Annotated in this window: 27 protein-coding genes and 4 tRNA genes; 15 read left to right on the top strand and 16 right to left on the bottom strand. The window is 55.3% G+C overall.

From position 1 onward, the window contains the following. Positions 1-188: 188 nt before the first annotated feature. The 4 genes from ABLV66_RS07145 to ABLV66_RS07130 all read left to right on the top strand — a co-directional run bounded on the left by ABLV66_RS07145 (position 189) and on the right by ABLV66_RS07130 (position 588). Positions 189-264, top strand: a tRNA-Val gene (locus tag ABLV66_RS07145). Positions 265-310: 46 nt separating this feature from the next. Further along, positions 311-386 (top strand) — tRNA-Val (locus ABLV66_RS07140). Positions 387-432: 46 nt separating this feature from the next. Beyond that, a tRNA-Val gene (locus ABLV66_RS07135) sits at positions 433-508 on the top strand. A gap of 4 nt (positions 509-512) precedes the next feature. Beyond that, positions 513-588, top strand: a tRNA-Lys gene (locus ABLV66_RS07130). Positions 589-684: 96 nt separating this feature from the next. Here ABLV66_RS07130 and ABLV66_RS07125 read toward each other — a convergent pair. Then, a complete protein-coding gene (locus ABLV66_RS07125; protein ID WP_047043545.1) occupies positions 685-2490 on the bottom strand; it encodes a cation:proton antiporter in 1806 nt (601 codons plus the stop codon). A 248-nt stretch (positions 2491-2738) separates the two neighbouring features. After that, positions 2739-3665 (bottom strand): LysR family transcriptional regulator, encoded by a 927-nt coding sequence (locus ABLV66_RS07120; protein WP_045392579.1) that lies wholly within the window; start codon positions 3663-3665, stop codon positions 2739-2741. 89 nt (positions 3666-3754) lie between these two features. Here ABLV66_RS07120 and ABLV66_RS07115 point away from each other — a divergent pair, with 89 nt between their 5' ends. Further along, positions 3755-4753, top strand: coding sequence for a bile acid:sodium symporter family protein (locus ABLV66_RS07115; protein WP_045392582.1), 999 nt, complete (start codon positions 3755-3757; stop codon positions 4751-4753). Here the strand turns inward: ABLV66_RS07115 and ABLV66_RS07110 are convergent. From ABLV66_RS07110 to zipA, 3 genes are all read right to left on the bottom strand, one after another. After that, on the bottom strand, positions 4750-4968 hold the full coding sequence (locus tag ABLV66_RS07110) for a DUF3820 family protein (protein WP_013878164.1): 219 nt from the start codon (positions 4966-4968) through the stop codon (positions 4750-4752). The two genes, ABLV66_RS07115 and ABLV66_RS07110, sit on opposite strands and share 4 nt — an antisense overlap. Position 4969: 1 nt before the next feature. After that, positions 4970-6985, bottom strand: coding sequence for an NAD-dependent DNA ligase LigA (ligA, locus tag ABLV66_RS07105; protein ID WP_045392584.1), 2016 nt, complete (start codon positions 6983-6985; stop codon positions 4970-4972). A 74-nt stretch (positions 6986-7059) separates the two neighbouring features. Beyond that, positions 7060-8139 carry a cell division protein ZipA gene (gene zipA, locus ABLV66_RS07100; RefSeq protein WP_045392587.1) on the bottom strand — a complete coding sequence of 360 codons (1080 nt, stop codon included), beginning with the start codon at positions 8137-8139 and terminating at the stop codon, positions 7060-7062. A 230-nt stretch (positions 8140-8369) separates the two neighbouring features. On the opposite strand from zipA, the gene cysZ reads away from it, so the two are divergent. The 5 genes from cysZ to crr all read left to right on the top strand — a co-directional run bounded on the left by cysZ (position 8370) and on the right by crr (position 13241). Beyond that, complete coding sequence (gene cysZ / locus ABLV66_RS07095; protein ID WP_348876963.1) at positions 8370-9131, top strand: sulfate transporter CysZ; 762 nt, start codon at positions 8370-8372, stop codon at positions 9129-9131. Between the two features lie 177 nt (positions 9132-9308). Then, positions 9309-10280: a cysteine synthase A gene (gene cysK, locus ABLV66_RS07090; RefSeq protein ID WP_045362238.1), complete on the top strand. Its 972-nt coding sequence runs from the start codon at positions 9309-9311 to the stop codon at positions 10278-10280. Positions 10281-10659: 379 nt separating this feature from the next. Beyond that, entirely contained in the window at positions 10660-10917 is a 258-nt protein-coding gene (gene ptsH, locus ABLV66_RS07085; RefSeq protein WP_000487600.1) for a phosphocarrier protein Hpr, read from the top strand. 44 nt (positions 10918-10961) lie between these two features. Beyond that, complete coding sequence (ptsI, locus tag ABLV66_RS07080; RefSeq protein ID WP_015365498.1) at positions 10962-12689, top strand: phosphoenolpyruvate-protein phosphotransferase PtsI; 1728 nt, start codon at positions 10962-10964, stop codon at positions 12687-12689. A 42-nt stretch (positions 12690-12731) separates the two neighbouring features. Further along, entirely contained in the window at positions 12732-13241 is a 510-nt protein-coding gene (gene crr / locus ABLV66_RS07075) for a PTS glucose transporter subunit IIA (RefSeq protein WP_015365497.1), read from the top strand. A gap of 42 nt (positions 13242-13283) precedes the next feature. On the opposite strand, the gene ABLV66_RS07070 is transcribed toward crr, so the two are convergent. Next, positions 13284-13511 (bottom strand): hypothetical protein, encoded by a 228-nt coding sequence (locus ABLV66_RS07070; protein WP_045392593.1) that lies wholly within the window; start codon positions 13509-13511, stop codon positions 13284-13286. A gap of 2 nt (positions 13512-13513) precedes the next feature. Then, a complete protein-coding gene (gene pdxK / locus ABLV66_RS07065) occupies positions 13514-14377 on the bottom strand; it encodes a pyridoxine/pyridoxal/pyridoxamine kinase (protein WP_015703132.1) in 864 nt (287 codons plus the stop codon). 82 nt (positions 14378-14459) lie between these two features. On the opposite strand from pdxK, the gene ptsJ reads away from it, so the two are divergent. Both ptsJ and ABLV66_RS07055 read left to right on the top strand, forming a co-directional pair. Continuing rightward, positions 14460-15755: a MocR-like B6 salvage transcription factor PtsJ gene (gene ptsJ, locus ABLV66_RS07060; protein ID WP_320482844.1), complete on the top strand. Its 1296-nt coding sequence runs from the start codon at positions 14460-14462 to the stop codon at positions 15753-15755. 14 nt (positions 15756-15769) lie between these two features. Beyond that, positions 15770-16486 carry a type 1 glutamine amidotransferase gene (locus ABLV66_RS07055; protein ID WP_047043520.1) on the top strand — a complete coding sequence of 239 codons (717 nt, stop codon included), beginning with the start codon at positions 15770-15772 and terminating at the stop codon, positions 16484-16486. 45 nt (positions 16487-16531) lie between these two features. Here the strand turns inward: ABLV66_RS07055 and cysM are convergent, their stop codons facing one another. From cysM to ABLV66_RS07030, 5 genes are all read right to left on the bottom strand, one after another. Beyond that, on the bottom strand, positions 16532-17443 hold the full coding sequence (cysM, locus tag ABLV66_RS07050) for a cysteine synthase CysM (protein ID WP_015365492.1): 912 nt from the start codon (positions 17441-17443) through the stop codon (positions 16532-16534). Positions 17444-17541: 98 nt separating this feature from the next. Further along, a complete protein-coding gene (gene cysA, locus ABLV66_RS07045) occupies positions 17542-18636 on the bottom strand; it encodes a sulfate/thiosulfate ABC transporter ATP-binding protein CysA (protein WP_047043512.1) in 1095 nt (364 codons plus the stop codon). Next, on the bottom strand, positions 18626-19501 hold the full coding sequence (gene cysW, locus ABLV66_RS07040) for a sulfate/thiosulfate ABC transporter permease CysW (protein ID WP_047043509.1): 876 nt from the start codon (positions 19499-19501) through the stop codon (positions 18626-18628). The genes cysA and cysW overlap by 11 nt, the downstream gene beginning before the upstream one ends. Next, entirely contained in the window at positions 19501-20334 is an 834-nt protein-coding gene (cysT, locus tag ABLV66_RS07035) for a sulfate/thiosulfate ABC transporter permease CysT (RefSeq protein ID WP_015365489.1), read from the bottom strand. Before cysT ends, cysW begins: the two co-directional genes overlap by 1 nt. Then, the gene (locus ABLV66_RS07030) at positions 20334-21350 is read right to left on the bottom strand and encodes a sulfate ABC transporter substrate-binding protein (protein WP_015365488.1); all 1017 of its coding nucleotides are present in this window, start codon (positions 21348-21350) and stop codon (positions 20334-20336) included. The genes cysT and ABLV66_RS07030 overlap by 1 nt, the downstream gene beginning before the upstream one ends. A 200-nt stretch (positions 21351-21550) precedes the next feature. Between ABLV66_RS07030 and ABLV66_RS07025 the strand changes: the two genes are divergently transcribed. Continuing rightward, positions 21551-21913, top strand: a complete 363-nt coding sequence (locus ABLV66_RS07025; RefSeq protein WP_348876962.1) for an endonuclease domain-containing protein — start codon at positions 21551-21553, stop codon at positions 21911-21913. Between the two features lie 204 nt (positions 21914-22117). On the opposite strand, the gene ABLV66_RS07020 is transcribed toward ABLV66_RS07025, so the two are convergent. The 4 genes from ABLV66_RS07020 to ABLV66_RS07005 all read right to left on the bottom strand — a co-directional run bounded on the left by ABLV66_RS07020 (position 22118) and on the right by ABLV66_RS07005 (position 24609). Continuing rightward, positions 22118-23017, bottom strand: a complete 900-nt coding sequence (locus ABLV66_RS07020) for a Dyp-type peroxidase (RefSeq protein ID WP_032712132.1) — start codon at positions 23015-23017, stop codon at positions 22118-22120. A 94-nt stretch (positions 23018-23111) separates the two neighbouring features. Further along, complete coding sequence (locus ABLV66_RS07015) at positions 23112-23687, bottom strand: RpoE-regulated lipoprotein (protein ID WP_047043503.1); 576 nt, start codon at positions 23685-23687, stop codon at positions 23112-23114. Positions 23688-23747: 60 nt separating this feature from the next. Then, complete coding sequence (locus ABLV66_RS07010; protein WP_047050999.1) at positions 23748-24197, bottom strand: DUF2919 domain-containing protein; 450 nt, start codon at positions 24195-24197, stop codon at positions 23748-23750. After that, complete coding sequence (locus tag ABLV66_RS07005; RefSeq protein ID WP_045392622.1) at positions 24184-24609, bottom strand: GNAT family acetyltransferase; 426 nt, start codon at positions 24607-24609, stop codon at positions 24184-24186. The genes ABLV66_RS07010 and ABLV66_RS07005 overlap by 14 nt, the downstream gene beginning before the upstream one ends. Before the next feature lie 211 nt (positions 24610-24820). Between ABLV66_RS07005 and amiA the strand changes: the two genes are divergently transcribed. Next, positions 24821-25693 carry an N-acetylmuramoyl-L-alanine amidase AmiA gene (gene amiA, locus ABLV66_RS07000; RefSeq protein WP_045392625.1) on the top strand — a complete coding sequence of 291 codons (873 nt, stop codon included), beginning with the start codon at positions 24821-24823 and terminating at the stop codon, positions 25691-25693. Beyond that, positions 25693-26592 carry an oxygen-dependent coproporphyrinogen oxidase gene (gene hemF / locus ABLV66_RS06995; protein WP_047078069.1) on the top strand — a complete coding sequence of 300 codons (900 nt, stop codon included), beginning with the start codon at positions 25693-25695 and terminating at the stop codon, positions 26590-26592. Before amiA ends, hemF begins: the two co-directional genes overlap by 1 nt. Positions 26593-26615: the final 23 nt, after the last annotated feature.

Here is a 26615-nt window from a genome sequence, read left to right as displayed (position 1 = left end):
AACACCACAGGCTGATTCCTCAATGTAGATCCCGCCTCAACATCACGCTTTACCATTTTTGTTTATAAATCATACGCCGAAGCTGATTTTGCGATCGCTTTGTTTAATTTTACGACGAACAAACAAATTATTTAGAAAAGGCGTTGACTCAATTTCAACTCTCCCTATAATGCGACTCCACACAGCGGGGGTGATTAGCTCAGCTGGGAGAGCACCTCCCTTACAAGGAGGGGGTCGGCGGTTCGATCCCGTCATCACCCACCAACTACTTTACGTAGTCTCCGCCGTGTAGAACAGAAAATTGAGAAGTGGGTGATTAGCTCAGCTGGGAGAGCACCTCCCTTACAAGGAGGGGGTCGGCGGTTCGATCCCGTCATCACCCACCACTTTCTCGCCAGCTGGATTTTCTGTCAAAATGTGAAGTACCGAAGTGGGTGATTAGCTCAGCTGGGAGAGCACCTCCCTTACAAGGAGGGGGTCGGCGGTTCGATCCCGTCATCACCCACCACTTCGGGTCGTTAGCTCAGTTGGTAGAGCAGTTGACTTTTAATCAATTGGTCGCAGGTTCGAATCCTGCACGACCCACCAATGTAAAAAGGCGCCCTAAAGGCGCCTTTTTGCTATGCGCAGAACGCCAGATAGCGGAACGGCCTGCAACGACAGCCAACAATGAAGAACAGGCTATCAATACGCTTCTGACGGAGTTTTTTCACTTTCCACTCCAGGTTCGATAATCGCCACGACGGTACAGGGTGGCGGCGGCATGATTCCATTATTAATCGCTATCAGATTGCCATCCTCTCTTTGCGCAAACAGCGGTGTTGCACCGGGGTTGGTGCTGAGATACTCCGGCCAGCCAAAATTGTTATTCAGGCGAGTGACTTTCATGACTGCGCCTTTCGCTATCAAGCTACTAAGCCGTGCCCAGGTCATTTCAGTATCGAAAAGCTGTTCGTGACGCGTTTCTTTCTCACTACGTCCTTTGGTCACAGGCCCCGTACGGATTGAGAAGACGCGATTATTACCAAATATATGCTGAAAATGCAGGGCGGTCAGCGCATTCTGGTGACGATTAGGCGACAAGGCGATCACCTGACGAATCTCACTCAGATTCAGGTAGTTTTCCGCATGTTCAGACCAGACATTGCCATAATATGTTGGTAACCCTTCCATTCTTGCCAGCCGGTAGTATTCCCAGCTGTTATCGCTCAGCTGAACCGGAATATCGAGTTTTCTGAGCGCCTGGGCCAGGGTTCTGGCGACCGTATTCGCCCCGACAATCAGCACTCCTCGAGGCCTACGTTGCTGCACGCCAAGCCAGCGCGCCAATTGACTGCTGGTAAGGCTTTGCAAAACTACCGTACCTATAATGATTGCGAAAACGACGGTTACCAGCTGATCCGCGTTCTCATAGCCTTTTTTTTGCAGCGTCAAAGCAAACAGGGAACTGACGGCGGCAGCAACGATTCCGCGCGGGGCGATCCAACATAACATCAGCCTGTCACGCCAATGCAAGCTGGAACGCCATGTCGAGACAAGAATGCATAGTGGACGGGCCACAAACTGGACGATCAGCATCAATATCAGCAGCGGCCAGCCCATATCCCAGAGTGCATGGATATCCAGACGGGCCGCCAGGATGATAAATAGCGCTGAAAGTAAGATGGCGGATAGCTCTTCTTTAAATTCAACGATATCCGAGGTCTCAACCTCTCGCATATTAGCCAGCCAGATCCCCAGAACCGTTACCGCAAGCAGACCAGATTCATCCGCCAGCGTATTGGACACGCCAAACGTCAATAGAACGAAGGATAAAACAGCGAAGTTTTGCAGATAACCCGGGATCCAACCACGCCTGAGCGCATTCCCTAAGAACACGCCAAATACCGCCCCGCTCACCAGCCCTATAACGACCGTTTTTGTAAGCATGATCAGCAAATGAAGCCATGTGCCCGTTTGCTCCTGCAAAGTAATAAACTCAAATACTAATAGTGTAAAAATCGCTCCCACCGGATCAATGACGATCCCTTCCCAGCGCAGTACCTGATTAATAGAGGCTGTTGGGCGAACCACTCGCATGAGTGGAGAAATCACTGTCGGCCCTGTAACCACCGTGACCGCCCCGATCAGCGCTGAAATCTGAGGCGTGAGGCCTAAAATCCCCCAGCAGGTTAGTGAGATAACGGCGAAGGTAATCAACATTCCAATTGTGACCAAATTGCGCACAATACCACCCAAGCCGCGAATCTCGTCAAAGCGTAGCGTTAGGGCCCCTTCAAACAGAATGATGGCCACCGACAGCGATACCAGTGGGAAAAGTAGAGGACCAAATAATATATCCGGTTGCAATAAATGCACCCCGGGGCCAAGTAGTACGCCGATGAGCAGCAGCGGCAGGATAGAAGGTATACGTAATCGCCACGCCAACCACTGAGCAAGCAGCGAAGCAATGGAAATAATAACGAGCATAAAAGGGACTGATAATTCCATTTTTACCATTCTCAAATAGCGTCTGGAAAATTCAACAGCTCGGCCGCCCGACAATGACACGCTCCGCTCTATTCTCTGTATAGTGTAAACAAGTTGATCGAACGTAGTGTATTTAAACAATGATTCAAATTGGGGCTGTTGATTTCTGAACAGACTAAAGTAGGGTTTTCACCAGGCATGAGAAAAGGAAATGTCTACGATTGTGCAGTATAAAAAGTAGCGTTCCCCACCAGCGTTAAGAATGACGCTTAGCGCTGATACAGCGGGTCCTCGACCCTGGCTGATGTCAGGTTTGCCCCCTCTTCACGCACGATCTCCCATAGCGCCTGCGCCGCAGTCGACAGCGAGCGATTTTTTCGCTGCGCCAGCATCAATTGGCGCTCCACAACCGGGGTTAATCTTTTTACCTGCAAACGGCTGCCCTGCGGCAAGGGTAAAGCCAGCGCCGGTAGTACGCTAATACCAATCCCCGATTCCACCATCGGGAACAGCGTCGCCGGATGACCAATCTCCTGCACGATATCGGCTTTGATGGCGAAACGCGCCAGCGCGGCATCAATCAGCGGCCGACTGCCGGAAGCATAGTCCTGTAATACCAGCCTCTCCCCCTGCAGCTCCTGCCAGTTGACCGATGACTGCCGGGAAAAGCGGTGATCCTCACGGCATAACAACAGAAAAGGTTCCGCCAACACGGACTCGCACTGCAGATCTGCCGCCGTCCCCGGATCGATAACGATACCAAAATCAACCTCGCCCTGACGGATACTTTCCAGCACCCACTGCTGCGGCCTGTCATGCAGTACGAAATCAATATCCGGATAGCGGCGATTGCTATGTGCGATGCATTGCGGGATCAGATGCGCCGAGATGGTCTGGCTGGCGGCGACGCGCACGGTCCCCGTCAACTGCTGCCCTACCCGCCCCGCTTCACGTAGGGTCACATGGAGTTCATCAAGCAAACGCTCAAGCCTGCCCGCCAGCTGATGGCCTGCTTCGGTGAGCACCACTTCACGCGTCGTTCTGTCGAGCAAACGCACGCCGGTTTGGTGTTCCAGTTCCTTAACGCTATGGCTCACTGCCGACTGGCTGAGACCAATAATCTCCCCGGCACGGCTAAAACTGCGCGCCCTGGCAACGGTGATAAAGACCCTTAACTGACGTAGCGAGTAATTCATCTTTTTTATTCATGAATAGATGCAATAAATCAATTTTATTTCTCAAAACAAAGAAAGCACAATAGCGGCATCGAATTTCAGGAGCGTTTATGAAACTTTTCCGCATTCTTGATCCATTTACACTGACATTGATTACCGTGGTTCTGCTGGCCTCGTTCTTTCCGGCGCGCGGCGAATTCGTCCCTTTCGTCGAGCACCTCACCACCGCCGCTATCGCGCTATTATTCTTTATGCATGGCGCCAAGCTGTCGCGTGAAGCGATTATCGCCGGCGGCAGCCACTGGCGTTTACACCTGTGGGTGATGTGCAGCACCTTTATTGTTTTTCCGGTTCTGGGGGTTCTGTTTGCGTGGTGGGCGCCGATTAAGGTCGACCCGATGCTTTATAGCGGTTTTATTTACCTTTGTATCTTACCGGCGACCGTACAGTCAGCAATTGCCTTTACTTCGCTCGCCGGCGGTAACGTCGCCGCGGCGGTCTGTTCCGCTTCAGCGTCAAGTCTGCTCGGTATTTTTGTCTCGCCATTGCTGGTAGGACTGCTGATGCATTTGCATGGCGCTGGCGGCGATCTGGAACAGGTCGGTAAGATTATGCTGCAGCTGCTGCTGCCGTTTGTACTCGGCCACCTGTCGCGCCCGTGGATCGGTAGTTGGGTGGCGAAACATAAAAAATGGATTGGCAAAACCGACCAGACCTCAATCCTGCTGGTGGTCTACTCCGCCTTTAGCGAAGCCGTCGTCAATGGAATCTGGCATAAAGTGGGCGTGGGATCGCTGCTGTTTATCGTCGTTGTCAGCCTGGTACTCTTGGCTATTGTCATCGCGATCAATATCTTTGTCGCCCGCCGCTGCGGCTTTAGCAAGCCGGATGAAATTACCATCGTCTTCTGCGGCTCGAAAAAGAGCCTGGCGAACGGGATACCGATGGCGAATATCCTGTTCCCGGCGTCGATTCTGGGAATAATGGTGCTGCCGCTAATGATCTTCCATCAGATCCAACTGATGGTCTGCGCCGTACTGGCTCGTCGCTATAAAGCGCAGACAGACGCCCAACTGGCGCAGGAGAAATCCCGCGCCACGGCAGGTTAACGCGGTTGTTTCAGGGGCTGAACCAATTGCGTCAGCCCCTCGGTCTTGATCAATAAGGTCAACGCCATCAGCTCGCCGAGATGCCCGGCAGGGAATTGATCCTTACGGGCAAACCACAGCAAATATTCTTCCGGGACGTCGATCAAGCGGCGCCCCTTATATTTGCCAAACGGCATCTCGGTATTAGCAATCTCGATGAGCTGCGCTTTATCCACGTTATTCTCCCAGCAGGCGCATCATTTCGGCTTCATCGATAACCTCGATGCCTAACTCCTGCGCCTTCGCAAGCTTAGAACCCGCCGCTTCACCGGCAATCACCAGATCGGTTTTCTTCGACACGCTGCCGGCGACTTTCGCCCCCAGCGCGACCAGCCGCGCTTTGGCATCATCGCGCGACAGCTGGCTCAGGCTACCGGTTAATACCACGGTTTTACCAGCAAACGGACTGTCAATTTCTTCCGCCTTCACCACCACCGGCGCCGGCCAGCGGACGCCTTCAGCGCGCAGTTGCGCGATGACCTCGCGGTTGCTCTCTTCGGCGAAGAAGTTAAAAGTATGTGTGGCGACGACAATCCCGACGTCAGGCACCTTCTGCAGCTCCTCAATCGAAGCCTGTTCCAGCGCTTCAATCGTGCCAAAATGCGCTGCCAGTCCCGCTGCTGTCGCCTCACCGACTTCGCGAATACCTAACGCATACAGGAAGCGGGCGAAGGTCGTCTCTTTTGCTTTTTCCAGCGCGTTGACCACGTTTTGCGCCGACTTCGGCCCCATGCGATCCAGCCCGGTTAGCTTACCGGCGCTGAGGCGGAACAGATCGGCTGGCGTATGCACGTACTCTTTCTCAACCAGCTGATCGATGATTTTATCGCCCATACCGTCGACATCCAGCGCCCGTCGGGAGACAAAGTGCTTCAGCGCTTCTTTACGCTGCGCGCCGCAGATAAGCCCGCCGGTACAGCGCGCCACCGCTTCTCCTTCTACGCGTTCAACATCGGAATGACAGACCGGGCAATGGGTTGGGAAGATGATTTCACGCGTATGTTCCGGGCGTTCGGAAAGCACTACGTTGACGACCTGCGGGATCACGTCCCCGGCACGGCGAATCACCACTTTATCGCCAATGCGCAAGCCTAAACGCTCGATTTCGTCGGCGTTATGCAGCGTGGCGTTACTGACCAGCACCCCGGCCACGTGCACCGGTTCCAGGCGCGCAACCGGCGTAATCGCTCCGGTACGGCCAACCTGGAATTCCACATCGTTGACGAAAGTCATCTGCTCCTGGGCCGGGAATTTAAAGGCCACCGCCCAGCGCGGGGCGCGGGCAACGAAACCGAGCTGCTCCTGCAACGCCAGCGAATCAACTTTTATCACCACGCCGTCAATATCAAAACCAAGATGCGGACGGTCTTCTTCAACCTGGCGATAGTAAGTAAGCACTTCCTCTGGAGAATGACACAGCTTCACGCGGTCGCTCACCGGCAATCCCCACTGCTTAAACTGCTGCAAACGCGCAGAGTGGCTGGCCGGCAGTTCGCCGCCTTCCAGCACGCCAACGCCGTAGCAGAAGAAAGTAAGCGGTCGCTTCGCGGTAATACGCGGATCCAACTGGCGCAACGAGCCCGCGGCGGCATTGCGCGGGTTAGCAAACACTTTGCCGCCGGTGCGGCGCGCTTCTTCATTAATTTTTTCAAATCCGGCCTGCGGCAGGAACACTTCCCCGCGTACTTCCAGACGCGCCGGAATATTGTCGCCGCGTAGCTTCAGCGGAATAGCGCGAATGGTTCGCACGTTGGAGGTGATATCCTCGCCGGTAGTGCCATCGCCACGGGTCGCCGCCTGCATCAGCACGCCGTTTTCATACAGGATACTGACCGCGAGGCCATCGAGCTTGAGCTCACAGCACCAGGTCAGGTCCGCGGTATCGCTTAAACGGTCCTGCACGCGTTTGTTAAAGGCGAGGAAACTCTCTTCATCAAAGACGTTATCCAGCGACAGCATTGGCACTTCATGGCGAATCTGGCTGAAAGAGGCCAATGGCGCCGCGCCCACGCGCTGGGTCGGCGAGTCGGGGGTTATCAGTTCAGGATGTTGCGCTTCGAGTTCGCGCAGTTCACGCATCAGCCGGTCATATTCCGCATCGGGAATCTCCGGAGTGTCCATAACATGATACAGATATTCATGATGGCGAAGGGTGGTTCGCAGTTCAGTCAGTTTTTGTTCGATTGGTTCCATATCGCACCATCAATGATAAAAAACCCCCGACGGGCGGGGGTTCAGATTAAGCAGACGACACGCTAGCGCGTAAATCAGGCGTTAGCCTCTTTTACTTCGCGAATACGATCCTGGTACTCGCGCAGTTTCTGCGGCGTCATCATCCGACGCTGATCGTCAAGCACCACGCCGCCAACTTCATCGGCGATGTACTGCGCCGACTGCAGCATCAGTTTAAAGTTTTGCAGCTCGTCGCCAAACGACGGCACCTGCATAAAGATAGTCACGCCCGGCGTGGTCATATCCACCATCGCATCCGGATTAAAGGTGCCAGGTTTAACCATATTCGCCAGGCTGAACAACACCTGTCCGCTACCGTCCGGGCTTAAATGACGGTGGAAAATATTCATATCGCCAAACTTAAAGCCGGCCTGCTGGATGCTGTTGATCAGCAGTTCACCGTTAAGCTGCGAACCGTGATGCGCGGCGACGTTCATCACGATGACCGTCTCTTTGCGCTCTTTCGGCTGCGGCGCGGCGGCGGGCTGCTGAGGTTCAGCGGCTGGCGCTTCAGGCGCCTGTTGCGGCTGCGGCGCGGCAGGCTGTTGAACCGGCGCAGGTTGTTGAGCAACAGGTTGTTGGACTGGCGCCGGCTGTTGCGCTACAGGCTGCTGCGGCGCAGGCTGCACCGGCTGCTGATATTGCGGCGGTACCGGCTGAGGCTGGGTCGGCTGCGGCTGATGGACCGGCTGCGCAGGGGCAACGTGCTGCGGCGGCTGAACGTGCGGCTGCGGAGCAACAGGCTGCTGCGGGCGCGGCGCGTGCGGCGGCGCCTGATGCACCGGCTCGTCCTGACGCACAGGCTGCTGCACCTGACGCTCGTACGGAGGCTGATACTGGTGTTGCGGCGCCTGACGAGGTGCTTCTTGCTCCCCATATGCGCCGTTCGGGGCGTGATTAACCCGGTGAACACGAACTTCACCTACGCCTTCAACATCGTCATCAAAGTCATCGCCTTCCGATGTTTCATCGTCGCGAGACTTCATACGTTTCAGTGGGCGATCGCGGAACATCGAGGAACGCTCTTTACGGCTGGTCCAGAAACCATGTACCAGTAAAGCGATTATGGCGATCGCGCCAACAATGATTAATATCAGACGCAAATCCTGCATCATTATATTCTCTGTTGTTCTAACACCTTGCCACCACGGCAAACATTTACTCACTAAGAGTATTTGCCGATTACATCAAGTGCAAGTGCGTCTGCCCCTTTCACCCCATAAAGATGAACTAAATCGTGCTTTTTGCTGTTTTTTCGAACATTTCCTAACTGGTTATTGTCTGGCAACCCGATAAAATAAGCGGGCATTCACACTGAATGTTAAAAAAGGAGCATCGCCTGACTATGGTTTCATCATCCGCAACTACCCCACGTAGCGGCGTCTACTATTTTTTACAAGGCTGGAAACTCATCAGGCTGCCAGGGATCCGACGTTTCGTGTTCCTGCCTTTATTAGTTAACGTCATTCTGATGGGCGGCGCGTTCTGGTGGCTGTTTACCCGCCTCGATAGCTGGATCCCTTCATTAATGAGCCATGTGCCTGAATGGCTTCAGTGGTTAAACTACCTGCTATGGCCGGTGGCGGTTATCTCTATTTTGTTGGTATTTGGTTACTTCTTTTCGACCATCGCCAACTGGATTGCCGCGCCGTTTAGCGGTCTGCTGGCGGAACAGCTCGAAGCGCGACTGACCGGCGCTACGCCGCCGGATGTTGGCGTATTCGGCATCATGAAAGATGTCCCGCGCATTATGAAACGCGAATGGCAAAAGTTTGCCTGGTACCTGCCGCGCGCCATCGTTCTGTTGCTGCTGTACTTTATCCCCGGCATTGGCCAAACCGTCGCGCCGGTACTGTGGTTCCTGTTTAGCGCCTGGATGCTGGCCATTCAGTACTGCGACTATCCGTTCGATAACCATAAAGTGCCGTTTAAAACCATGCGCGAGGCGCTGCGCTCGCGGAAGGTCATTAACATGCAGTTTGGCGCGCTGACCAGCCTGTTCACCATGATCCCGGTTCTCAACCTGGTCATTCTGCCAGTCGCTATCTGCGGCGCGACGGCGATGTGGGTGGATTGCTACCGCGATAAGCACGCCATGTGGAAATAGCGAGCTGAGCTGTCTCTTTCAGGGCGGTTCACGCCGCCCCTTATTTCCGTCTTATTCCTTCTTGCTCATCATTATTTCCCTTCAGCATATAGATATGCTAAATCCTTACTTCCGGATATTGTTTAAGCGGGTATGCTGAAGCCGTACCCCCAAATTTCATACAGTTAAGGACGGGCCATGAGTAAGATTTTTGAAGACAACTCCCTGACTATCGGTCATACGCCGCTGGTACGACTGAACCGCATCGGTAATGGCCGAATCCTGGCCAAGGTAGAATCTCGTAACCCGAGCTTTAGCGTTAAATGCCGTATCGGCGCCAATATGATTTGGGATGCTGAAAAGCGCGGCGTACTGAAACCGGGTGTGGAACTGGTTGAACCAACCAGCGGCAACACCGGTATCGCCCTCGCCTACGTCGCCGCCGCTCGCGGCTACAAACTGACGCTGACCATGCCGGAAACCATGAGCGTGGAACGCCGCAAATTGCTGAAAGCGCTGGGCGCTAACCTGGTGCTGACCGAAGGCGCGAAAGGCATGAAAGGCGCCATCCAGAAGGCGGAAGAGATTGTCGCCAGCGACCCGGAAAAATATCTACTGCTGCAGCAGTTCAGTAACCCGGCGAACCCGGAAATTCACGAAAAGACCACCGGCCCGGAAATCTGGGAAGACACCGACGGCCAGGTTGACGTCTTTATCTCGGGCGTCGGTACCGGCGGTACCCTGACCGGTGTCTCTCGTTATATTAAAGGCACGAAAGGCAAAAAAGATCTGATCACCGTCGCCGTTGAGCCAACCGACTCGCCGGTTATCACCCAGGCGCTGGCTGGCGAAGAGCTGAAACCTGGCCCGCACAAAATTCAGGGCATCGGCGCCGGCTTTATCCCGGGCAACCTCGACCTGAAACTGGTCGATAAAGTGGTCGCCATCACCAACGAAGAAGCCATCTCCACCGCTCGTCGCCTGATGGAAGAAGAAGGTATTCTGGCCGGTATCTCTTCCGGCGCGGCTGTCGCCGCGGCGTTAAAGCTGCAGGAAGATGAGGCCTTTACCAATAAGAATATTGTGGTTATCCTACCGTCTTCCGGTGAGCGTTATTTAAGCACGGCGCTGTTCGCAGATCTCTTCACCGAGAAAGAATTGCAACAGTAGTGCCAGTTTGTAAAAACCGTGTAAAAAAGCACCTTTTCGGGTGCTTTTTTGTGGCATACGTCAAAGTTTTACCCCTCCTGGCATTGATTCACCTCGTAGGGTCTGGTATTTAACCAGCACATTTATTTTGAAGCGCGAAATTATTCAGATTTGGATTTCCGCAGGCTGAATCGATTTTATGATTTGGTTCAAGTCTTCCTTTCGCGGCATAATGTTTAATGAAGTGCTAGACGTCAACGGACTTAAGGTCCTCTCAGCGGTTCCGCTGCTGACGCCTTAGCCACACACGTAACGCCGGCGCTAACAATACAGGCTAAAGTTTGGTCGTTAGGCTAGACTTTAGGTCCACAACACTAAACCTATAAGTTGGGGAAATATAATGTTCCAGCAAGAAGTTACCATTACCGCTCCGAACGGTCTGCACACCCGCCCTGCTGCTCAGTTTGTTAAAGAAGCGAAAGGCTTCACTTCTGAGATCACTGTAACCTCCAACGGCAAAAGCGCCAGCGCAAAAAGCCTGTTCAAACTGCAAACTCTGGGCCTGACTCAGGGTACCGTTGTGACCATCTCCGCTGAAGGCGAAGATGAGCAAAAAGCAGTTGAGCATCTGGTTAAACTGATGGCTGAACTCGAGTAAGTTCACGGGTTCTTTTTAATATCAGTCACAAGTAAGGTAGGGTTATGATTTCAGGCATTTTAGCATCCCCGGGTATCGCTTTCGGCAAGGCTCTCCTGCTGAAAGAAGACGAAATTGTCATCGACCGGAAGAAAATTTCTGCCGATAAGGTTGATCAGGAAGTTGAACGTTTCCTGAACGGCCGCACCAAGGCCTCCGCCCAGCTGGAGGTCATCAAAACCAAAGCTGGTGAAACTTTCGGTGAAGAAAAAGAAGCCATCTTCGAAGGGCATATTATGCTGCTGGAAGATGAGGAGCTTGAGCAGGAAATCATAGCCCTGATTAAAGATAAGCACATGACTGCCGATGCGGCAGCCAATGAAGTTATCGAAGGTCAGGCAACTGCACTGGAAGAGCTGGATGACGAATACCTGAAAGAGCGTGCCGCTGACGTACGCGACATCGGTAAACGTCTGCTGCGCAACATTCTGGGCCTGGCAATCATCGATCTGAGCGCTATCGCGGATGAAGTTATCCTCGTTGCCGCCGATCTCACCCCGTCGGAAACCGCACAGCTGAACCTGAACAAGGTGCTGGGTTTCATCACCGACGCGGGCGGCCGTACTTCCCACACCTCTATCATGGCGCGCTCCCTTGAGCTGCCGGCAATCGTCGGTACCGGAAGCGTCACCTCCCAGGTGAAAAACGGCGACTATCTGATTCTCGATGCGGTTAACAACCAGGTTCTGGTTAACCCAAGCAACGAAAAAATCGAAGAGCTGCGTGCGCTGCAGGCGCAGGTTGCTGAAGAAAAAGCAGAACTGGCGAAACTGAAAGATCTGCCGGCCATCACTCTCGACGGTCATCAGGTTGAAGTTTGCGCCAACATCGGTACCGTTCGCGACGTCGATGGCGCTGAGCGCAACGGCGCGGAAGGCGTAGGCCTGTACCGTACTGAATTCCTGTTCATGGACCGCGATTCTCTGCCGACTGAAGAAGAGCAGTTTGCAGCTTATAAAGCGGTGGCTGAAGCGTGCGGCTCACAGGCCGTTATCGTTCGCACCATGGACATCGGCGGCGATAAAGAGCTGCCGTACATGAACTTCCCGAAAGAAGAGAACCCGTTCCTCGGCTGGCGCGCCGTGCGTATCGCGATGGATCGTAAAGAGATCCTCCGCGACCAGGTTCGCGCTATCCTGCGTGCCTCCGCTTTCGGTAAGCTGCGCATCATGTTCCCGATGATCATCTCTGTTGAAGAAGTGCGCGCACTGAAGAAAGAGATTGAGATCTACAAACAGGAACTGCGTGACGAAGGTAAAGCTTTTGACGAATCGATTGAAATCGGCGTGATGGTGGAAACCCCTGCAGCCGCGACCATTGCTCGTCATTTAGCCAAAGAAGTTGATTTCTTTAGTATCGGAACCAATGATTTAACGCAATATACTCTGGCAGTTGACCGTGGTAATGATATGATCTCGCATCTTTACCAGCCGATGTCACCGTCTGTGCTGACTCTGATCAAGCAAGTTATTGATGCTTCTCATGCAGAAGGCAAATGGACGGGTATGTGTGGTGAGCTTGCAGGCGATGAACGTGCTACACTTCTGTTGCTGGGTATGGGGCTGGACGAATTCTCTATGAGCGCCATTTCCATCCCGCGCATCAAGAAGATTATTCGTAACACGAACTTCGAAGATGCAAAAGTATTAGCAGAGCAGGCTCTTGCTCAACCGACGACGGACGAGTTAATGACGCTGGTTAACAAGTTCATTGAAGAAAAAACAATCTGCTAATCCACGAGATGCGCGGCCCAAATTACTGCTTAGGAGAAGATCATGGGTTTGTTCGATAAACTGAAATCTCTGGTTTCTGATGACAAAAAAGACACCGGAACTATTGAGATTGTTGCTCCGCTCTCTGGCGAGATCGTCAACATCGAAGACGTGCCGGATGTGGTTTTTGCGGAGAAAATTGTGGGTGATGGCATTGCCATCAAACCTACTGGCAACAAAATGGTTGCGCCGGTAGAGGGTACCATCGGTAAAATTTTTGAAACCAACCATGCTTTCTCTATTGAATCCGATAGCGGCATTGAGCTGTTTGTTCACTTCGGTATCGATACCGTTGAACTGAAAGGCGAAGGCTTCAAGCGCATCGCTGAAGAAGGTCAGCGCGTGAAAGTCGGCGACCCGGTTATCGAATTCGATCTGCCGCTGCTGGAAGAAAAAGCCAAGTCTACCCTGACTCCGGTTGTTATCTCCAACATGGACGAGATCAAAGAGCTGATCAAACTGTCCGGTAGCGTCACCGTTGGTGAAACTCCGGTTATCCGCATCAAGAAGTAATTCTTGCTTGCCGAGAAAATGGCGCCTTCAGGCGCCATTTTTTTATGCCGGCCGGTAGCACTTTTCACTCGCCAGGATTTTCATCCCCTGCGGGCTACTTTCCAGAATCCGCCGTTCGCTATCCGCGACCCATAGCTCGCACTGGCAGCCGCTCTCGTTTTCAAACATCGTTCTCGCCCTACAGGCATCTTCCAGCGCGTTCATCCCCGTCGTCTCAAAATGGCCAACGGTTCTCCCCTCCCTGCGTACCACTAACCGATAGCTATGCATCGTTATTGCGCTCCCGACGGCGGTAAAATGAGTTCATCGCAGCCCTGACTCTCGGTCCAGGTCATTACCGCCAGTACGCGCTGAGCGGCGGCGCGCGTAGCGTCGCCCAACGGCATGTCGCACACCAGGTTGCTGATGAGCTCGGCGCAGAACAGGTCGCCGGTACCTTTGAGGTCGGTTTCGACGCGAGGATGGACGACCACTTCGACTGCATCGTCGGTGACCACCAGCACGTTAATAGTCGAAGCATCCAGCCCAGGCGCGCTGGTAATCACCACCCACTTTAGGGTATCGGAAAGCAGACTACGCGCGGCGATCACCGCTTCCTGCTGGTTGTGGCACGGCATGCCGCTGAGGGTTTCGAGCTCGAAAAGATTTGGCGTGATCCCCCGCGCCAGCGGCAACAGGTGGCGGCGATAAGCCTCGGGGATCTCCGCTTTTACGTAGATGCCGCTATCTACATCGCCAATCACCGGGTCAACCAGAATACAGAGGTCGGGATGGTGCACACGGATCCGCTGCAGCCACTGCGCCAGCAGCGCAATTTGCCCGGCGCTGCCCATATACCCGGTGGTTACCGCCCGCAGCTCGCGAAGCGCATCACGCTCCTCCAGCGCCCGCAGATAGCCGCTAAACCACTCTTCCGGGATCACCCCACCGTAGAAAGTATCGTAATGTGGGGTATTGCTGAATAACACCGTGGGCACCGCCATCACCCGCAATTCATGCTGCTTGATTGCCGGTACCGCGATACTGTTACCGACGCTGCCATAGACCACCTGCGATTGCACCGCCACGATATCAACCTCCAGCGCCCGGCTGTGGTCGTTAAAGAGCACGGACTGTATTTCGTCTTGCTGACTCATCCTTTCTCCCCCCGCTGGACAGCGGGTCATACTCTGATTATCATTCGTCCTATGCTAAAATTCATTTTGTCATAGGTCAATAATGTTCACCGGAAAAACCGCAAACGAGATTTTCGATAACATCCGTCATCTGGTGCAGAGCGGCGCGTTGCAACCCGGAGAGGCGCTGCCGCCGGTGCGCGAGCTGGCAGGCGAACTGGCAGTCAACCGCAATACGGTGGCGGCGGCCTACAAGCGGCTGGTGACCTCAGGGCTCGCCGTCAGCCAGGGGCGCAACGGCACGGCCATTAAGGCGCTTAATACGCTTAATGCGGTCGAGGGCGGCGATCCGACGACATCGCTGATTGATATTTCCGGCGGCAATCCGGATCCGCGACGTCTACCGGATATTGGCCGTTTTCTTCCCAAGCTGTCGCGGACCCCGCACTTATATGGCGATGCCGCCGTTGAGCCGCGTCTGGCTAACTGGGCGCGGGAGTGGGTCAGTCGCGATATTGGCCACGAATTTGACATCAACTTGACCAGCGGCGCAATTGACGCCCTTGAACGCCTGCTCTGCGCACTGCTGCTACCCGGCGACAGCGTCGCGGTAGAAGACCCCTGCTTTCTGAGCAGCATCAATATGCTGCGTTACGCCGGTTTCCAGCCCAGCCCTGTCGCCGTCGACGGTGAAGGCATGAACCCAGAGCGGCTTGAAGAAGCGCTGCGCAACGGCGCCCGTGCGGTAATACTGACTCCACGCGCCCACAACCCGACCGGCTGCAGTTTGACGCCCGAGCGCGCACAAGCGATTCGCACCGTGCTCGCCCGCTATCCGCAGACGCTGGCGATCGTTGACGATCACTTCGCCCTGCTCTCAGCGACACGCTGGCACAATCCTCTACCTGAAGGCATTCAGCGTTGGGCGCTGGTGCGCTCAATGTCCAAAACCCTGGGCCCGGATTTGCGCCTGGCGATAGTCGCCAGCGATGTCACCACCTCAGCGGCGCTGCGCCTGCGCCTGAACGCCGGTAGCCAGTGGGTCAGCCATTTACTACAAGAGCTGGCGTTCTCCTGCCTGAATGATAACGCTTTTACCGCTTCTCTGACTGCGAGCCAGCGCCATTATCAGCAGCAAAATCAGCGGCTCGCCGCCGCGTTGGCCCGCCAGGGCGTTGGCGATTTTCCGCCTGGCGATGGTCTTAATTTCTGGCTGCCGCTATCAGCCGTCAGCCAGTCGCTGGCGCTGCGTCTGGCGCGGGCCGGTTGGCTGGTGCGTGAAGGTGAAGCCTTTGGCGTGAAAACACCGTCGCACGGCCTGCGCCTGTCGCTGGGCGCTTTAACCGAGGCGCAAATTGAACAACTTGCACACGATTTATCGCTGGTCTTACCTTGTTAAACACGGGAGTTGTTATGCGGATCCACTTTATCGTCCATGAAGTTTTTGAAGCGCCTGGCGCCTATCTGCGCTGGGTTAACGCGCGCGGCTATCAGGCCAGCTGGTCGCGAGTTTATGTCGGGGATCCGCTGCCGGCGAATGCCGAAGGTTTTGATATGTTGGTGGTACTTGGCGGCCCGCAATCACCACGCACTACGCTTGCCGAGTGCCCATGGTTTGATGCCCATGCCGAGAAAAACCTGATTGCCCAGGCGATTGCCGCCGGGCGTATCGTGGTCGGGATTTGCCTCGGGTCGCAGCTTATCGGCGAAGCGCTGGGGGCGCCGGTGATGCAAAGCCCGGAAAAAGAGATTGGCCACTATCCTATCATCCTGACCACCGCCGGACTGCAGGATGACAACATCGCCCATTTCGGCCCATCGGTGGTAGTCGGCCACTGGCACAACGATATGCCGGGCCTGACGCCTGCGGCGGAAGTCCTGGCCTCCAGCGAAGGGTGCCCGCGGCAAATCGTCAAATATAGCGATCGGGTCTACGGTTTTCAGTGCCATATGGAGTTTGACACGGAGGTCATCGAGTTATTAATTACGCACTCGCAACCTGAACTTACCGCCGCAAAAGGCAGGCGCTTTATTCGCAGCGAAGATGAAATGAGGCAATGGGATTATCGCGAGATGAATCAAAAGCTATGGGCGTTTCTGGATAAGCTGGTAGCGAAATACGCACTTTAGGTTAACCGCCCCCCATGCCAGGCATGGGAGGCCGTGATAGCGCGTTTAGATACCCGCCCCCTGGCTGAAGTGTTCTTCGCCGAACACGCCGGTTGAGAGATAGCGATCGCCGCGATCGCAGATGATCGCCACCACCACCGCGCCCGGATTGGCGCGAGCAATACGCAGCGCCCCGGCAACCGCGCCGCCGGAACTGACGCCACAGAAGATCCCTTCCTGTACGGCCAACTGGCGCATCGTGTTTTCCGCATCCTGCTGGTGGATATCCAGCACCTCATCCACCAACGAGGCATTAAAAATGCCCGGCATATATTCCTGCGGCCAGCGGCGGATCCCCGGAATGCTGCTGCCCTCTTCCGGCTGCAGCCCAATGATGCTCACCGGTTTCGCCTGTTCGCGCAGAAAACGCGATACGCCGGTAATGGTACCGGTGGTGCCCATGCTTGAAACAAAGTGGGTGATACGCCCGTCCGTCTGGCGCCAGATCTCCGGGCCGGTGGTGGTGTAATGGGCGTAAGGGTTATCCGGATTGTTAAACTGATCCAATAGTTTACCCTCGCCACGCTCGGCCATCGCGGCGGCCAGATCGCGAGCGCCTTCCATCCCCTGCTCTTTGGTGACCAGGATGAGTTCAGCGCCGTAGGCGCGCATCGCGGCACGGCGCTCCTGGCTCATGTTGTCCGGCATCAGCAGTTTCATCTGATAGCCTTTTAACGCTGCAATCATCGCCAGCGCGATACCGGTATTACCGCTGGTCGCCTCGATAAGCACGTCGCCTGGTTTAATTTCGCCGCGCTTTTCCGCTTCGACAATCATCGACAGCGCGGCGCGATCTTTTACCGAGCCCGCCGGGTTATTGCCCTCAAGCTTAAGCCAGATTTCGCTGCCGTTGTCCGGCCCCAGACGTTGTAATTTCACCAGCGGCGTGTTGCCGATTGTTTGTTCTAATGTGTTCACTTCAGCTGTCCAATAAAAAGCCCGGCCGCGTCATGCGCTCCGGGCTGTCGGCCGGGTCAGCGCAGCGCCGCCCGGCAAAAGCACGTGGATTTAAGCTATCAGGCCGTCTCTGCCAGAGCAAGTTCGCCGCGCGGTTCGATGCGTTCGGTTCCATTATACAGGCGCGCATTCTGCAAGCCGACAAACAGGCGTTCGCCGCGGGACGGGGCCTCATCGCCCGCCAGCACCACGCTCAGCGGTTCGTCATACCACCCCAGAGGCTGGACAACTAATTGGGTGTAGTGCCCCTTCGGACTGGCTTCCAGCACCTGCACCGGCAATGGCGAATCCAGGCTGGTACGGCGGCTGATATCTACTTCCCACGGTCGCAGGAACAGATCGACCGGCCCCTGATATGCCGGGGTATAGCCTAAAGGCCAGCGGTGGGCGCCGACGTGGAACTGGCCGCCGCGAATGGTGCCCTGCAGGCGGTTAACTTCGCCCATAAACTCGAGCACAAAACGGGTCGAAGGTTCCCGCCACACGCGTTCAGGCGCATCGGCCTGTTCGATATTGCCCTGGCTCATTACCACCACCCGATCGGCGACTTCCATCGCCTCTTCCTGATCGTGGGTAACAAACACGCTGGTGAATTTTAATTCTTCGTGCAGCTGGCGCAGCCAGCGGCGCAGTTCTTTACGCACCTGCGCATCCAGCGCGCCAAAGGGTTCATCCAGCAGCAGAATTTGCGGCTCGACCGCCAGCGCGCGCGCTAACGCTACGCGCTGCTTCTGGCCGCCGGAAAGCTGCGCCGGATAACGGTCGGCAAGATGGGCCAGTTGCACCATCTCCAGCAGTTTGGTCACTTTGGCTTTAATCGCCGCCGCATTGGGACGCTCACGACGCGGCAGGACGGTCAGGCCAAAGGCGATGTTATCGAACACCGTCATATGACGGAACAGCGCATAGTGCTGGAAAACAAAGCCCACTTTACGATCGCGGGCGTGCATCCGGCTCACGTCGGTGCCGTGAAAACGAATATGGCCGCTGGATTGATGCTCCAGCCCGGCGATAATCCGCAATAAGGTGGTTTTACCGGAGCCGGACGGCCCCAGCAGCGCAACCATTTGCCCGGAAGGGATATCCAGCGAGATATCATTCAGCACCTGGGTGCGACCAAACGATTTCTTAATATTGGCAATCTCAATGCTCATGATTTCCCTCCTGTTGCGCGCGTTTTTCCTGATTGGCCAGACGCCATTGCAACATACTCTTTAAAAACAGGGTCAAAATAGCCATTAACGTCAGCAGGGCCGCGGCGGTAAACGAACCGACGGTGTTGTAGTCCTGCTGTAGTAATTCAATTTGCAGCGGCAGAGATAACGTTTCGCCGCGGATCGAGCCGGAAACGACCGACACCGCGCCGAATTCGCCAATCGCGCGGGCGTTGGTCAACACCACGCCGTACAGCAGCGCCCAGCGAATATTGGGTAGCGTCACCCGGCGGAACATCTGCCAACCGGAAGCGCCGAGCAGGATCGCCGCTTCATCTTCATTGCTCCCCTGACTCATCATGACCGGCACCAGCTCGCGGACCACAAACGGACAGGTGACGAAGATAGTCGCCAGCACCATGCCCGGCCAGGCGAACATGATCTGCAGGTTGTGCTCATCAAGCCAGCCGCCGAGTGGGCCGTTGGAGCCGTAAAACAGTAAATAAACCAGACCTGCCACCACCGGCGAGACGGCGAACGGGATATCCAGCATCGTCAGCAGCAGCTGGCGGCCTGGGAAGGTAAAGCGCGTCACCAGCCAGGCCAGCAGCGTACCGAACACCAGATTCACCGGCACGGTAATCAACGCAATCATCACCGTCAGCCAGATGGCGTGCAGCATGTCCGGATTGGCCAGATTTTCCAGCACCGGCATTAACCCTTTACTGAAAGCCTGGACAAAAATATAAATCATCGGCACCACGAGGATGAAGGCGGATACCAGCATCCCGATGCCGATCAGAAACCATTTGCCCCAGTTGATCCGGGGCGCGTCATAGCGCTTCAATTGAGTAACTTCCGCCATTAGTGACCTACCACGCGTCGACCAAAGCGACTCTGCAGAGTGTTGATGGAGAACAGCAGCAGCAGCGAAGCCGCGAGGATCACCGAGGCAATCGCGCTCGCCGCCGGGTAATCAAACTCTTGCAAACGAATGAAAATCATCAGCGAAGTCACTTCCGTTTTCCACGCGATGTTGCCGGCGATAAAAATCACCGCGCCGAACTCGCCAAGGCTGCGGGTAAACGACAGCGCAATCCCCGCCAGCAGAGCCGGCGACAGCTCCGGCAGCACCACTTTGCGGAAACTCTGTAAGCGCGTCGCGCCGAGGGTTTCCGCCGCTTCTTCATATTCCGGCCCTAACTCTTCCAGCACCGGCTGCACGGTACGCACCACAAACGGAATACTGGTAAAGGCCATCGCCACCGCGATGCCAAGCCAGGTATAAGTCACTTTGATATCAAACTTCGCCAGCCATTCGCCGTACAAGCCATTGACCGAGAACAGCGAGGCCAGCGTCAGGCCGGCCACCGCCGTCGGCAGCGCGAACGGCAGGTCCATCAGGGCATCCAGCAGGGTACGGCCCGGGAAACGATAGCGGGTAAGGATCCACGCCATCAGCAGGCCAAACACACCGTTAAAAATTGACGCCACAAAAGCAGACAGCAGCGTGACTTTATAGGCAGCGACCACCTGCGGGTTGGTAATCACCTCCCAGTACTGCGCCCAGCTCATCTGCGCCAGCTGCATTACCAGCGCGCTGAGCGGCAACAGTAAAATCAGGCACACAAATAGCAGGCTGGTGCCAAGGCTCAGGGTAAAGCCCGGCAGCACGCGCTTGGACGACACAGCCAACATTACTGACGCCCCGCTGCCAGCAGTTTGTCCAGCTCGCCGCCGCTGACGAAGTGGGTTTTCATCACTTCAGGCCAGCTGCCAAACTGGTCTTCCACGCGGAACAGTTCGGTCTGCGGGAATTTATCTTTCAGCGACGCCATGACTTTCGGGTCGTTCACGCGATAGTAGTAATCGGTGATGATGGTCTGCGCCTGCGGACTATAGAGATAGTTCAGGTAGGCTTTCGCCGCTTTTTCAGTACCGTTGGCCTTAACGTTTTTGTCTACCCACGCGACCGGGAATTCGGCGAGGATATTGACCTTCGGCACCACTACTTCGAACCCCTGCGCTTCATACTGTTTACGGATGTTGTTAACTTCCGATTCAAAAGTAATCAGCACATCGCCCAACCCGCGCTCGACGAAGGTGGTCGTCGCGCCGCGACCGCCGGTATCGAATACCTCGACGTTCTTCAGGAACTGGGTCATGAACTGTTCGGTTTTGGCTTTATCACCGCCATCGGCTTTGTCTGCCGCCCCCCAGGCCGCAAGATAGGTATAGCGCGCGTTGCCTGAAGTTTTAGGATTCGGGAAGATCAGCTTCACGTCAGAACGCACCAGATCGTTCCAGTCGTGAATATTTTTGGGGTTGCCCTTACGCACCAGGAACGCCATGGTCGAATAAAACGGCGAGCTGTTATTCGGCAGACGGCTCTGCCAGTCCGCCGGGATCAGGTTGCCTTTATCATGCAGAATCTGGACGTCCGTCACCTGGTTATAGGTCACGACGTCAGCCTTCAGACCTTGCAGAATCGCCAATGCCTGCTTGGAGGAGCCCGCATGTGACTGCTTAATGGTCAGCTTGTCGCCGCCGTTTTCTTTTGCCCACTGCTGTTCAAAAGGCGGATTAAGGGCGGCGAACAGCTCGCGGGAAACATCATAGGAACTGTTCAGCAGTTCAGTCGCCTGCGCCTGCGCCACCAGCAGCATGGAAGCCGCCAGCGCCAGATATCCTTTTTTCAGTGATTTAACGGCCATTGCGCACCCTTATCAAAAATGATCATTTACTGATGATCATCATATTTATAACGAGTACGAAAGGAGTAACGGTTTTATATACCGTTTGGCGATTTAGAAGTAGAAAAGAGAATAAGCAACTGGCAAAGCTTTGCTGAAAGCGGCTCGCAGATTCGACGTGTCATTGTGACAAACGGCAGCCAGGGGTGCACTGTGTTTATATGAAAAACACACAGATATTTGCACGTCAGCTCAGACGTAGCTTAACGCCAACAGAACGTCGACTATGGTACTTACTGCGCAACCGCCGTTTTGCTTGCTATAAGTTTCGCCGCCAACATCCCGTTGGTCCCTACATTCTCGATTTTGCCTGCTGCGCAACACGGCTGGCGATTGAACTGGACGGCGGTCAGCACGATGAGAGGCGCGTCTACGATGTTCGCCGCACCCGCTGGCTACAGAGCCAGGGATGGCGGGTTTTACGCTTCTGGAATAATGAGTTTGAAGAGTATGAAGATGCGGTGATGGAGAGAATACTTGAAGCGCTTGAGTCGCCGATGCCCTCACCCCGCCCCTCTCACTGAGGGAGAGGGAGAAAGAGAGTCCGCACGCAGAATCCATAGCTGCACCGTACCTCCCCTTTCCCTGAGGGAGAGGGAGAAAGAGAGTTCGCACGCGGAATCCATAGCCGCACCGTACGTCCCCTCTCCCTGAGGGAGAGGGAGAAAGAGAGTCCACCGTGCCGTCCCCTCTCCCCCTTGGGGAGAGGGTTAGGGTGAGGGGAAAAATTACAGCGCCTGAATACGCTCCAGCGACGGCGCGAAGTAATAACCGCCGGTCACCGGTTTAGTGAAGCGCAGCATGGCATCACGCTTACCGTCGGTATCGCCGAACATGCTCAGCAGCTGCTGTTCAATGTTGTACAGGCGCGCGCAGTAGGCGCAGAAGTACAGGCCGTTAGTGCCGCTGGCGGTACCGTACGGCAGGCTCTGGCGGACGATTTTCAGCCCTTTGCCATCTTCTTTTAAGTCCACGCGGCTCAGGTGCGAAGTGACCGGGCGCTCGTCGCCGTCGATCTCTTCATTGGCTTCTTTGGTACGGCCAATCATCATCTCCTGATCCGGCACGCTCATGCGGTTCAGTTGCTTAAGATTGTGCTCCCAGCGTTGCACAAATACGTAGCTGCCGCCCGCGTCAACGCCGTCTTTAATCACCGCGACTTCACGGCGAGTTTCTTCGCCTGCCGGGTTTTCGGTGCCGTCAACGAAGCCACTCAGATCGCGTTCTTCCACCCAGCGGAAACCGTGAATTTCTTCTTTCACTTCGATGGCGTCGCCGAACGCGGCCATCGCCGCCTGGGCGACGGAAAAGTTCACTTCATGGCGGGCGGATAAAATATGAATTAACACGTCATACTGCGTGGATGGCGCCAGCCCTTTGCCGTAAACCGGAAAATCTTTTAACTCTTCCGCGCCTTCACCACCGCTCAGCTGACGCCAGACGGTATTGCCGAAAGCCACCACCGCGCCGAGTTTGGCATCGGGGAATTTAGCCTGGAAGGTGGCTACTTTATCGACAAAAATTTTGCTCGCTTCGCGCAGGGCGTTAACATCCCCTTTGACATTGGCTTCAATCCAAATCGCCGCGCGGCAATGTTCCGGCAAAATGCCGCTCTGAACCTGAGACATCGCTCCTCCTGAAATGATGCAACCACAACGCTATGACGTTGCTAACGCGCCATTGTAACCGTTTTTATCCGCCCACGTGTCTCTTCAGATCAAATTAGCGACGCCAGATAATTTTGCTGACTTTCCAGTTTTTCAGGGTATCGTCGGACGGCATCAGCTCGTCCGGGCCGCTCCAGTGGCCGGTAAAGGCGTAGCTGATGTGCTGGCTACCTGCGGCTTTACATTCCACCACCGCGCCGTTATCGGGAGCGCCTTTCTCGCAGTTGCCGAACGCTTTGCTGTACAGCTCGCTAAACGGGGTACCGATTTTCACGCCGCTGGCGGCAGGAATTGCGCTATCGCGCACGTCAATGCGGCTCACCGTACCGCCATCGCCGTTGATGGTCAGCGCCAGCTTGTCATCCTTCAGCGCTTCAAAATAGTGAACGATTTTGCCATCCGTGGTTTTCATTCCGCTGCGCAGACGGTAGCTGCCGCCGAGGGCATCGCTAATCGCCTGCTCATTCAGCGGCGTCGATGCTGTCAGTTTACCCACGCCCTGCTCGGTGACCTCGTTGGAGGAACCAAACCAGTTCCACGGATAGGCAGCCGACCAGTTCACCGCGCTCATCGTTGAGCAGCCGGTTAGCGCCAGCGGAAGCGCGCAGAGCATTAGACGTAGCGATTTCATATCTCAATCCTTCTGATTAATTCAACGCATGTTGGAGTACGCGATCGGCAAAAAGTGCCATTAAAGCGCTTCGAGGCGAAAACAGGCGTGCAACCTGCGGCTGGTTATCAGCCACCATAGCGCATAAATATCGGCCGCCAGCAGGGCGATGGTCAGCGCGGAAGGCGCCTCGCCGGTAAACCACAGCCACGGCTGCCAGGCCAGCAACAGCGCCTGCGAGGCAATCAGCAGCCAGCGCATCAGCGGCCAGAGACGCGGGAAACGCTGACGCTGACCGCTCAACAAAAATGCCGCGACCGCCGGTACGCCGGGCAGTAACCCCAGCCAGAAGTTATCGTGATCGGGATAGAACAGGCTCAGCAGCGCATCGCCCTGCTGGCGGGAGGCGCCGGCCATGACGAACAGTACCCAGGTGCGCGCCTGCAGCAACAGCACGCCCCAAAACAACAGCGGCAGCCGCAAACGGCCCTGGGCATCGTAATCGGCAGGAATAAATTCAGTATTCTTCATCTTCAATCAGGCGTTTACCCAGGGTGAGTACATCCGAGTGCTCGTAACCGAGACGCTCATACATCCCCTGCACCACTTCGTTATCGTCACGCACCATAATTGAAATTTTCGGGCAGCCGCGGGCGATCAGCTTCTTTTCCAGCCGATTGAGCAGCGCATTGGCTATTCCGCGGCCTCGGTATTCCGGATGTACGCCAAGATAGTAAGCGGAACCGCGGTGACCGTCGTAACCGCCCATTACCGTCCCTACCACTTCACCGTTCACTTCAGCGACCAGAAACAAGCTCACGTCGTGGTTGAGCTTACGCTCGATATCCATTTCCGGATCGTTCCATGGGCGCAGAAGATCGCAGCGCTCCCAAAGGGTGATCACTTCTTCGAAATCCTGCTGGCGAAAAACGCGAATCTCCATGGTATTCCCCACCATTTACGGTTAAAAACAGTGATTATGGCGCGAATATGACTGATAGCCAATATCAGGCGAAATCATCGGCAAAAAATGGCATAATATATCTTTGTCATGTATTGAAATGAAAAGTAAAACAATTCTTATTTTGAGTGGTCGTAACGGGAAACGCGATACGATATAACATTGGACATCACTTGTTTACAATTCAGGCCGAATGAGCACTTTTAAACCATTAAAAATACTTGCTTCGCGCCGTCAGGTGCTGAAAGCAGGACTGGCTGCGATGACGCTAACCGGCGTCGCTTCCCAGGCCAATGCCAAAGAACAGCCGCTAAAAACTTCCAATGGACACAGCAAACCCGTCGCAAAGAAAGCAGGCAGCAAGCGCCTGGTGATGCTTGACCCCGGTCATGGCGGCATCGATACGGGGGCAATTGGCCACAACGGTTCGAAAGAAAAACACGTCGTGCTGGCCATTGCCAAAAATGTGCGCAGTATTTTACGCAGCAACGGCATCGATGCCCGCCTGACGCGTAGCGGCGATACCTTTATTCCGCTATACGATCGCGTTGAAATCGCCCACCAGCACGGCGCCGATCTGTTTATGTCGATTCACGCCGACGGCTTTACCAACCCGAGTGCGGCCGGCGCCTCCGTCTTTGCGCTCTCCAACCGCGGCGCCAGTAGCGCCATGGCGAAATATCTCTCCGAGCGCGAAAACCGCGCCGATGAGGTCGCCGGTAAAAAAGCGACGGATAAGGACCATCTGCTGCAGCAGGTATTGTTCGATCTGGTGCAAACCGACACTATTAAGAACAGCCTGACGCTCGGCTCGCATATTCTGAAAAAGATTAAGCCGGTGCATAAGCTGCACAGCCGTAATACAGAACAGGCGGCCTTTGTGGTGCTGAAGTCACCTTCCATTCCCTCGGTGCTGGTCGAGACATCGTTCATTACCAACCCAAATGAAGAGAAGCTACTCGGCACAACCGCTTTCCGCCAGAAGATCGCCAACGCTATTGCTTCCGGTATTATTAGTTATTTCCACTGGTTCGATAACCAGAAAGCGCATTCGAAGAGACGTTAATGAAACCCGATGTACAGCAGGTCAAAGCCTTCCTTCTTCAGCTGCAGGATGCCATTTGCGCCAACCTCTCCGCCGTTGACGGCAAGGATTTTGTCGAAGATAGCTGGCAGCGCGAAGGCGGCGGCGGCGGACGCAGCCGGGTTTTACGCGACGGCGGCGTCTTTGAGCAGGCCGGGGTTAACTTCTCTCACGTCCACGGCGATGCGATGCCTGCATCGGCAACCGCCCACCGCCCGGAGCTCGCCGGGCGCAGCTTTGAAGCGATGGGCGTTTCGCTGGTGGTGCATCCGCGCAACCCCTATGTGCCGACCAGCCACGCCAACGTCCGCTTTTTCATTGCCGAGAAGCCCGGCGCCGACCCGGTGTGGTGGTTCGGCGGCGGGTTTGATTTAACGCCTTATTACGGATTTGAAGAAGACGCCATCCACTGGCATCGTACCGCCCGCGATTTGTGCCTGCCGTTCGGCGACGAGGTCTATCCGCGCTATAAAAAGTGGTGCGATGACTACTTCTACCTCAAGCACCGTAACGAACAGCGCGGCATTGGCGGCCTGTTCTTCGATGATTTAAATACCCCGGACTTTGACCACTGCTTCGCCTTTATGCAGGCGGTGGGCAACGGCTTTACTGACGCCTATCTGCCGATCGTTGAGCGTCGAAAAACCACGCCTTACGGCGAACGCGAACGCGATTTCCAGCTTTATCGCCGCGGGCGCTATGTGGAATTCAATCTGGTGTGGGACCGCGGCACGCTGTTCGGCCTGCAGACCGGCGGGCGTACGGAGTCTATTCTGATGTCGATGCCGCCGCTGGTGCGCTGGGAATACAACTTCCACCCGCAGGAAGGCAGCCCGGAAGCCGCACTGAGCGAGTTCATCAAAGTGAAAGAGTGGATCTGAATTTAGCCATCTGAGACAAAAAA

The organism is Klebsiella sp. CN_Kp073 (genome assembly GCF_040065495.2).
GTDB classification, from domain to species: Bacteria; Pseudomonadota; Gammaproteobacteria; order Enterobacterales; family Enterobacteriaceae; genus Klebsiella; species Klebsiella aerogenes.
The sequence above is the reverse complement of the archived record's forward strand: the minus strand, read 5'-3'. Positions and strand labels throughout refer to the sequence as shown.

What these genes read in the sequence shown, in the direction of transcription:
- ABLV66_RS07115 (WP_045392582.1), top strand. Translation starts at nt 3,755, where the DNA reads ATGAAACTTTTCCGCATTCTTGATCCATTTACACTGACATTGATTACC.
- ptsJ (WP_320482844.1), top strand. Translation starts at nt 14,460, where the DNA reads ATGTTCACCGGAAAAACCGCAAACGAGATTTTCGATAACATCCGTCAT.
- zipA (WP_045392587.1), bottom strand. Translation starts at nt 8,139, where the DNA reads ATGATGCAGGATTTGCGTCTGATATTAATCATTGTTGGCGCGATCGCC.
- ABLV66_RS07010 (WP_047050999.1), bottom strand. Translation starts at nt 24,197, where the DNA reads ATGAAGAATACTGAATTTATTCCTGCCGATTACGATGCCCAGGGCCGT.
- ligA (WP_045392584.1), bottom strand. Translation starts at nt 6,985, where the DNA reads ATGGAACCAATCGAACAAAAACTGACTGAACTGCGAACCACCCTTCGC.
- ABLV66_RS07120 (WP_045392579.1), bottom strand. Translation starts at nt 3,665, where the DNA reads ATGAATTACTCGCTACGTCAGTTAAGGGTCTTTATCACCGTTGCCAGG.
- ABLV66_RS07055 (WP_047043520.1), top strand. Translation starts at nt 15,770, where the DNA reads ATGCGGATCCACTTTATCGTCCATGAAGTTTTTGAAGCGCCTGGCGCC.
- ABLV66_RS07015 (WP_047043503.1), bottom strand. Translation starts at nt 23,687, where the DNA reads ATGAAATCGCTACGTCTAATGCTCTGCGCGCTTCCGCTGGCGCTAACC.
- hemF (WP_047078069.1), top strand. Translation starts at nt 25,693, where the DNA reads ATGAAACCCGATGTACAGCAGGTCAAAGCCTTCCTTCTTCAGCTGCAG.
- cysA (WP_047043512.1), bottom strand. Translation starts at nt 18,636, where the DNA reads ATGAGCATTGAGATTGCCAATATTAAGAAATCGTTTGGTCGCACCCAG.
- cysT (WP_015365489.1), bottom strand. Translation starts at nt 20,334, where the DNA reads ATGTTGGCTGTGTCGTCCAAGCGCGTGCTGCCGGGCTTTACCCTGAGC.
- ptsH (WP_000487600.1), top strand. Translation starts at nt 10,660, where the DNA reads ATGTTCCAGCAAGAAGTTACCATTACCGCTCCGAACGGTCTGCACACC.
- ABLV66_RS07070 (WP_045392593.1), bottom strand. Translation starts at nt 13,511, where the DNA reads ATGCATAGCTATCGGTTAGTGGTACGCAGGGAGGGGAGAACCGTTGGC.
- cysZ (WP_348876963.1), top strand. Translation starts at nt 8,370, where the DNA reads ATGGTTTCATCATCCGCAACTACCCCACGTAGCGGCGTCTACTATTTT.
- ABLV66_RS07020 (WP_032712132.1), bottom strand. Translation starts at nt 23,017, where the DNA reads ATGTCTCAGGTTCAGAGCGGCATTTTGCCGGAACATTGCCGCGCGGCG.
- ABLV66_RS07025 (WP_348876962.1), top strand. Translation starts at nt 21,551, where the DNA reads ATGAAAAACACACAGATATTTGCACGTCAGCTCAGACGTAGCTTAACG.
- ABLV66_RS07125 (WP_047043545.1), bottom strand. Translation starts at nt 2,490, where the DNA reads ATGGAATTATCAGTCCCTTTTATGCTCGTTATTATTTCCATTGCTTCG.
- crr (WP_015365497.1), top strand. Translation starts at nt 12,732, where the DNA reads ATGGGTTTGTTCGATAAACTGAAATCTCTGGTTTCTGATGACAAAAAA.
- ABLV66_RS07005 (WP_045392622.1), bottom strand. Translation starts at nt 24,609, where the DNA reads ATGGAGATTCGCGTTTTTCGCCAGCAGGATTTCGAAGAAGTGATCACC.
- amiA (WP_045392625.1), top strand. Translation starts at nt 24,821, where the DNA reads ATGAGCACTTTTAAACCATTAAAAATACTTGCTTCGCGCCGTCAGGTG.
- ptsI (WP_015365498.1), top strand. Translation starts at nt 10,962, where the DNA reads ATGATTTCAGGCATTTTAGCATCCCCGGGTATCGCTTTCGGCAAGGCT.
- pdxK (WP_015703132.1), bottom strand. Translation starts at nt 14,377, where the DNA reads ATGAGTCAGCAAGACGAAATACAGTCCGTGCTCTTTAACGACCACAGC.
- ABLV66_RS07030 (WP_015365488.1), bottom strand. Translation starts at nt 21,350, where the DNA reads ATGGCCGTTAAATCACTGAAAAAAGGATATCTGGCGCTGGCGGCTTCC.
- cysK (WP_045362238.1), top strand. Translation starts at nt 9,309, where the DNA reads ATGAGTAAGATTTTTGAAGACAACTCCCTGACTATCGGTCATACGCCG.
- cysW (WP_047043509.1), bottom strand. Translation starts at nt 19,501, where the DNA reads ATGGCGGAAGTTACTCAATTGAAGCGCTATGACGCGCCCCGGATCAAC.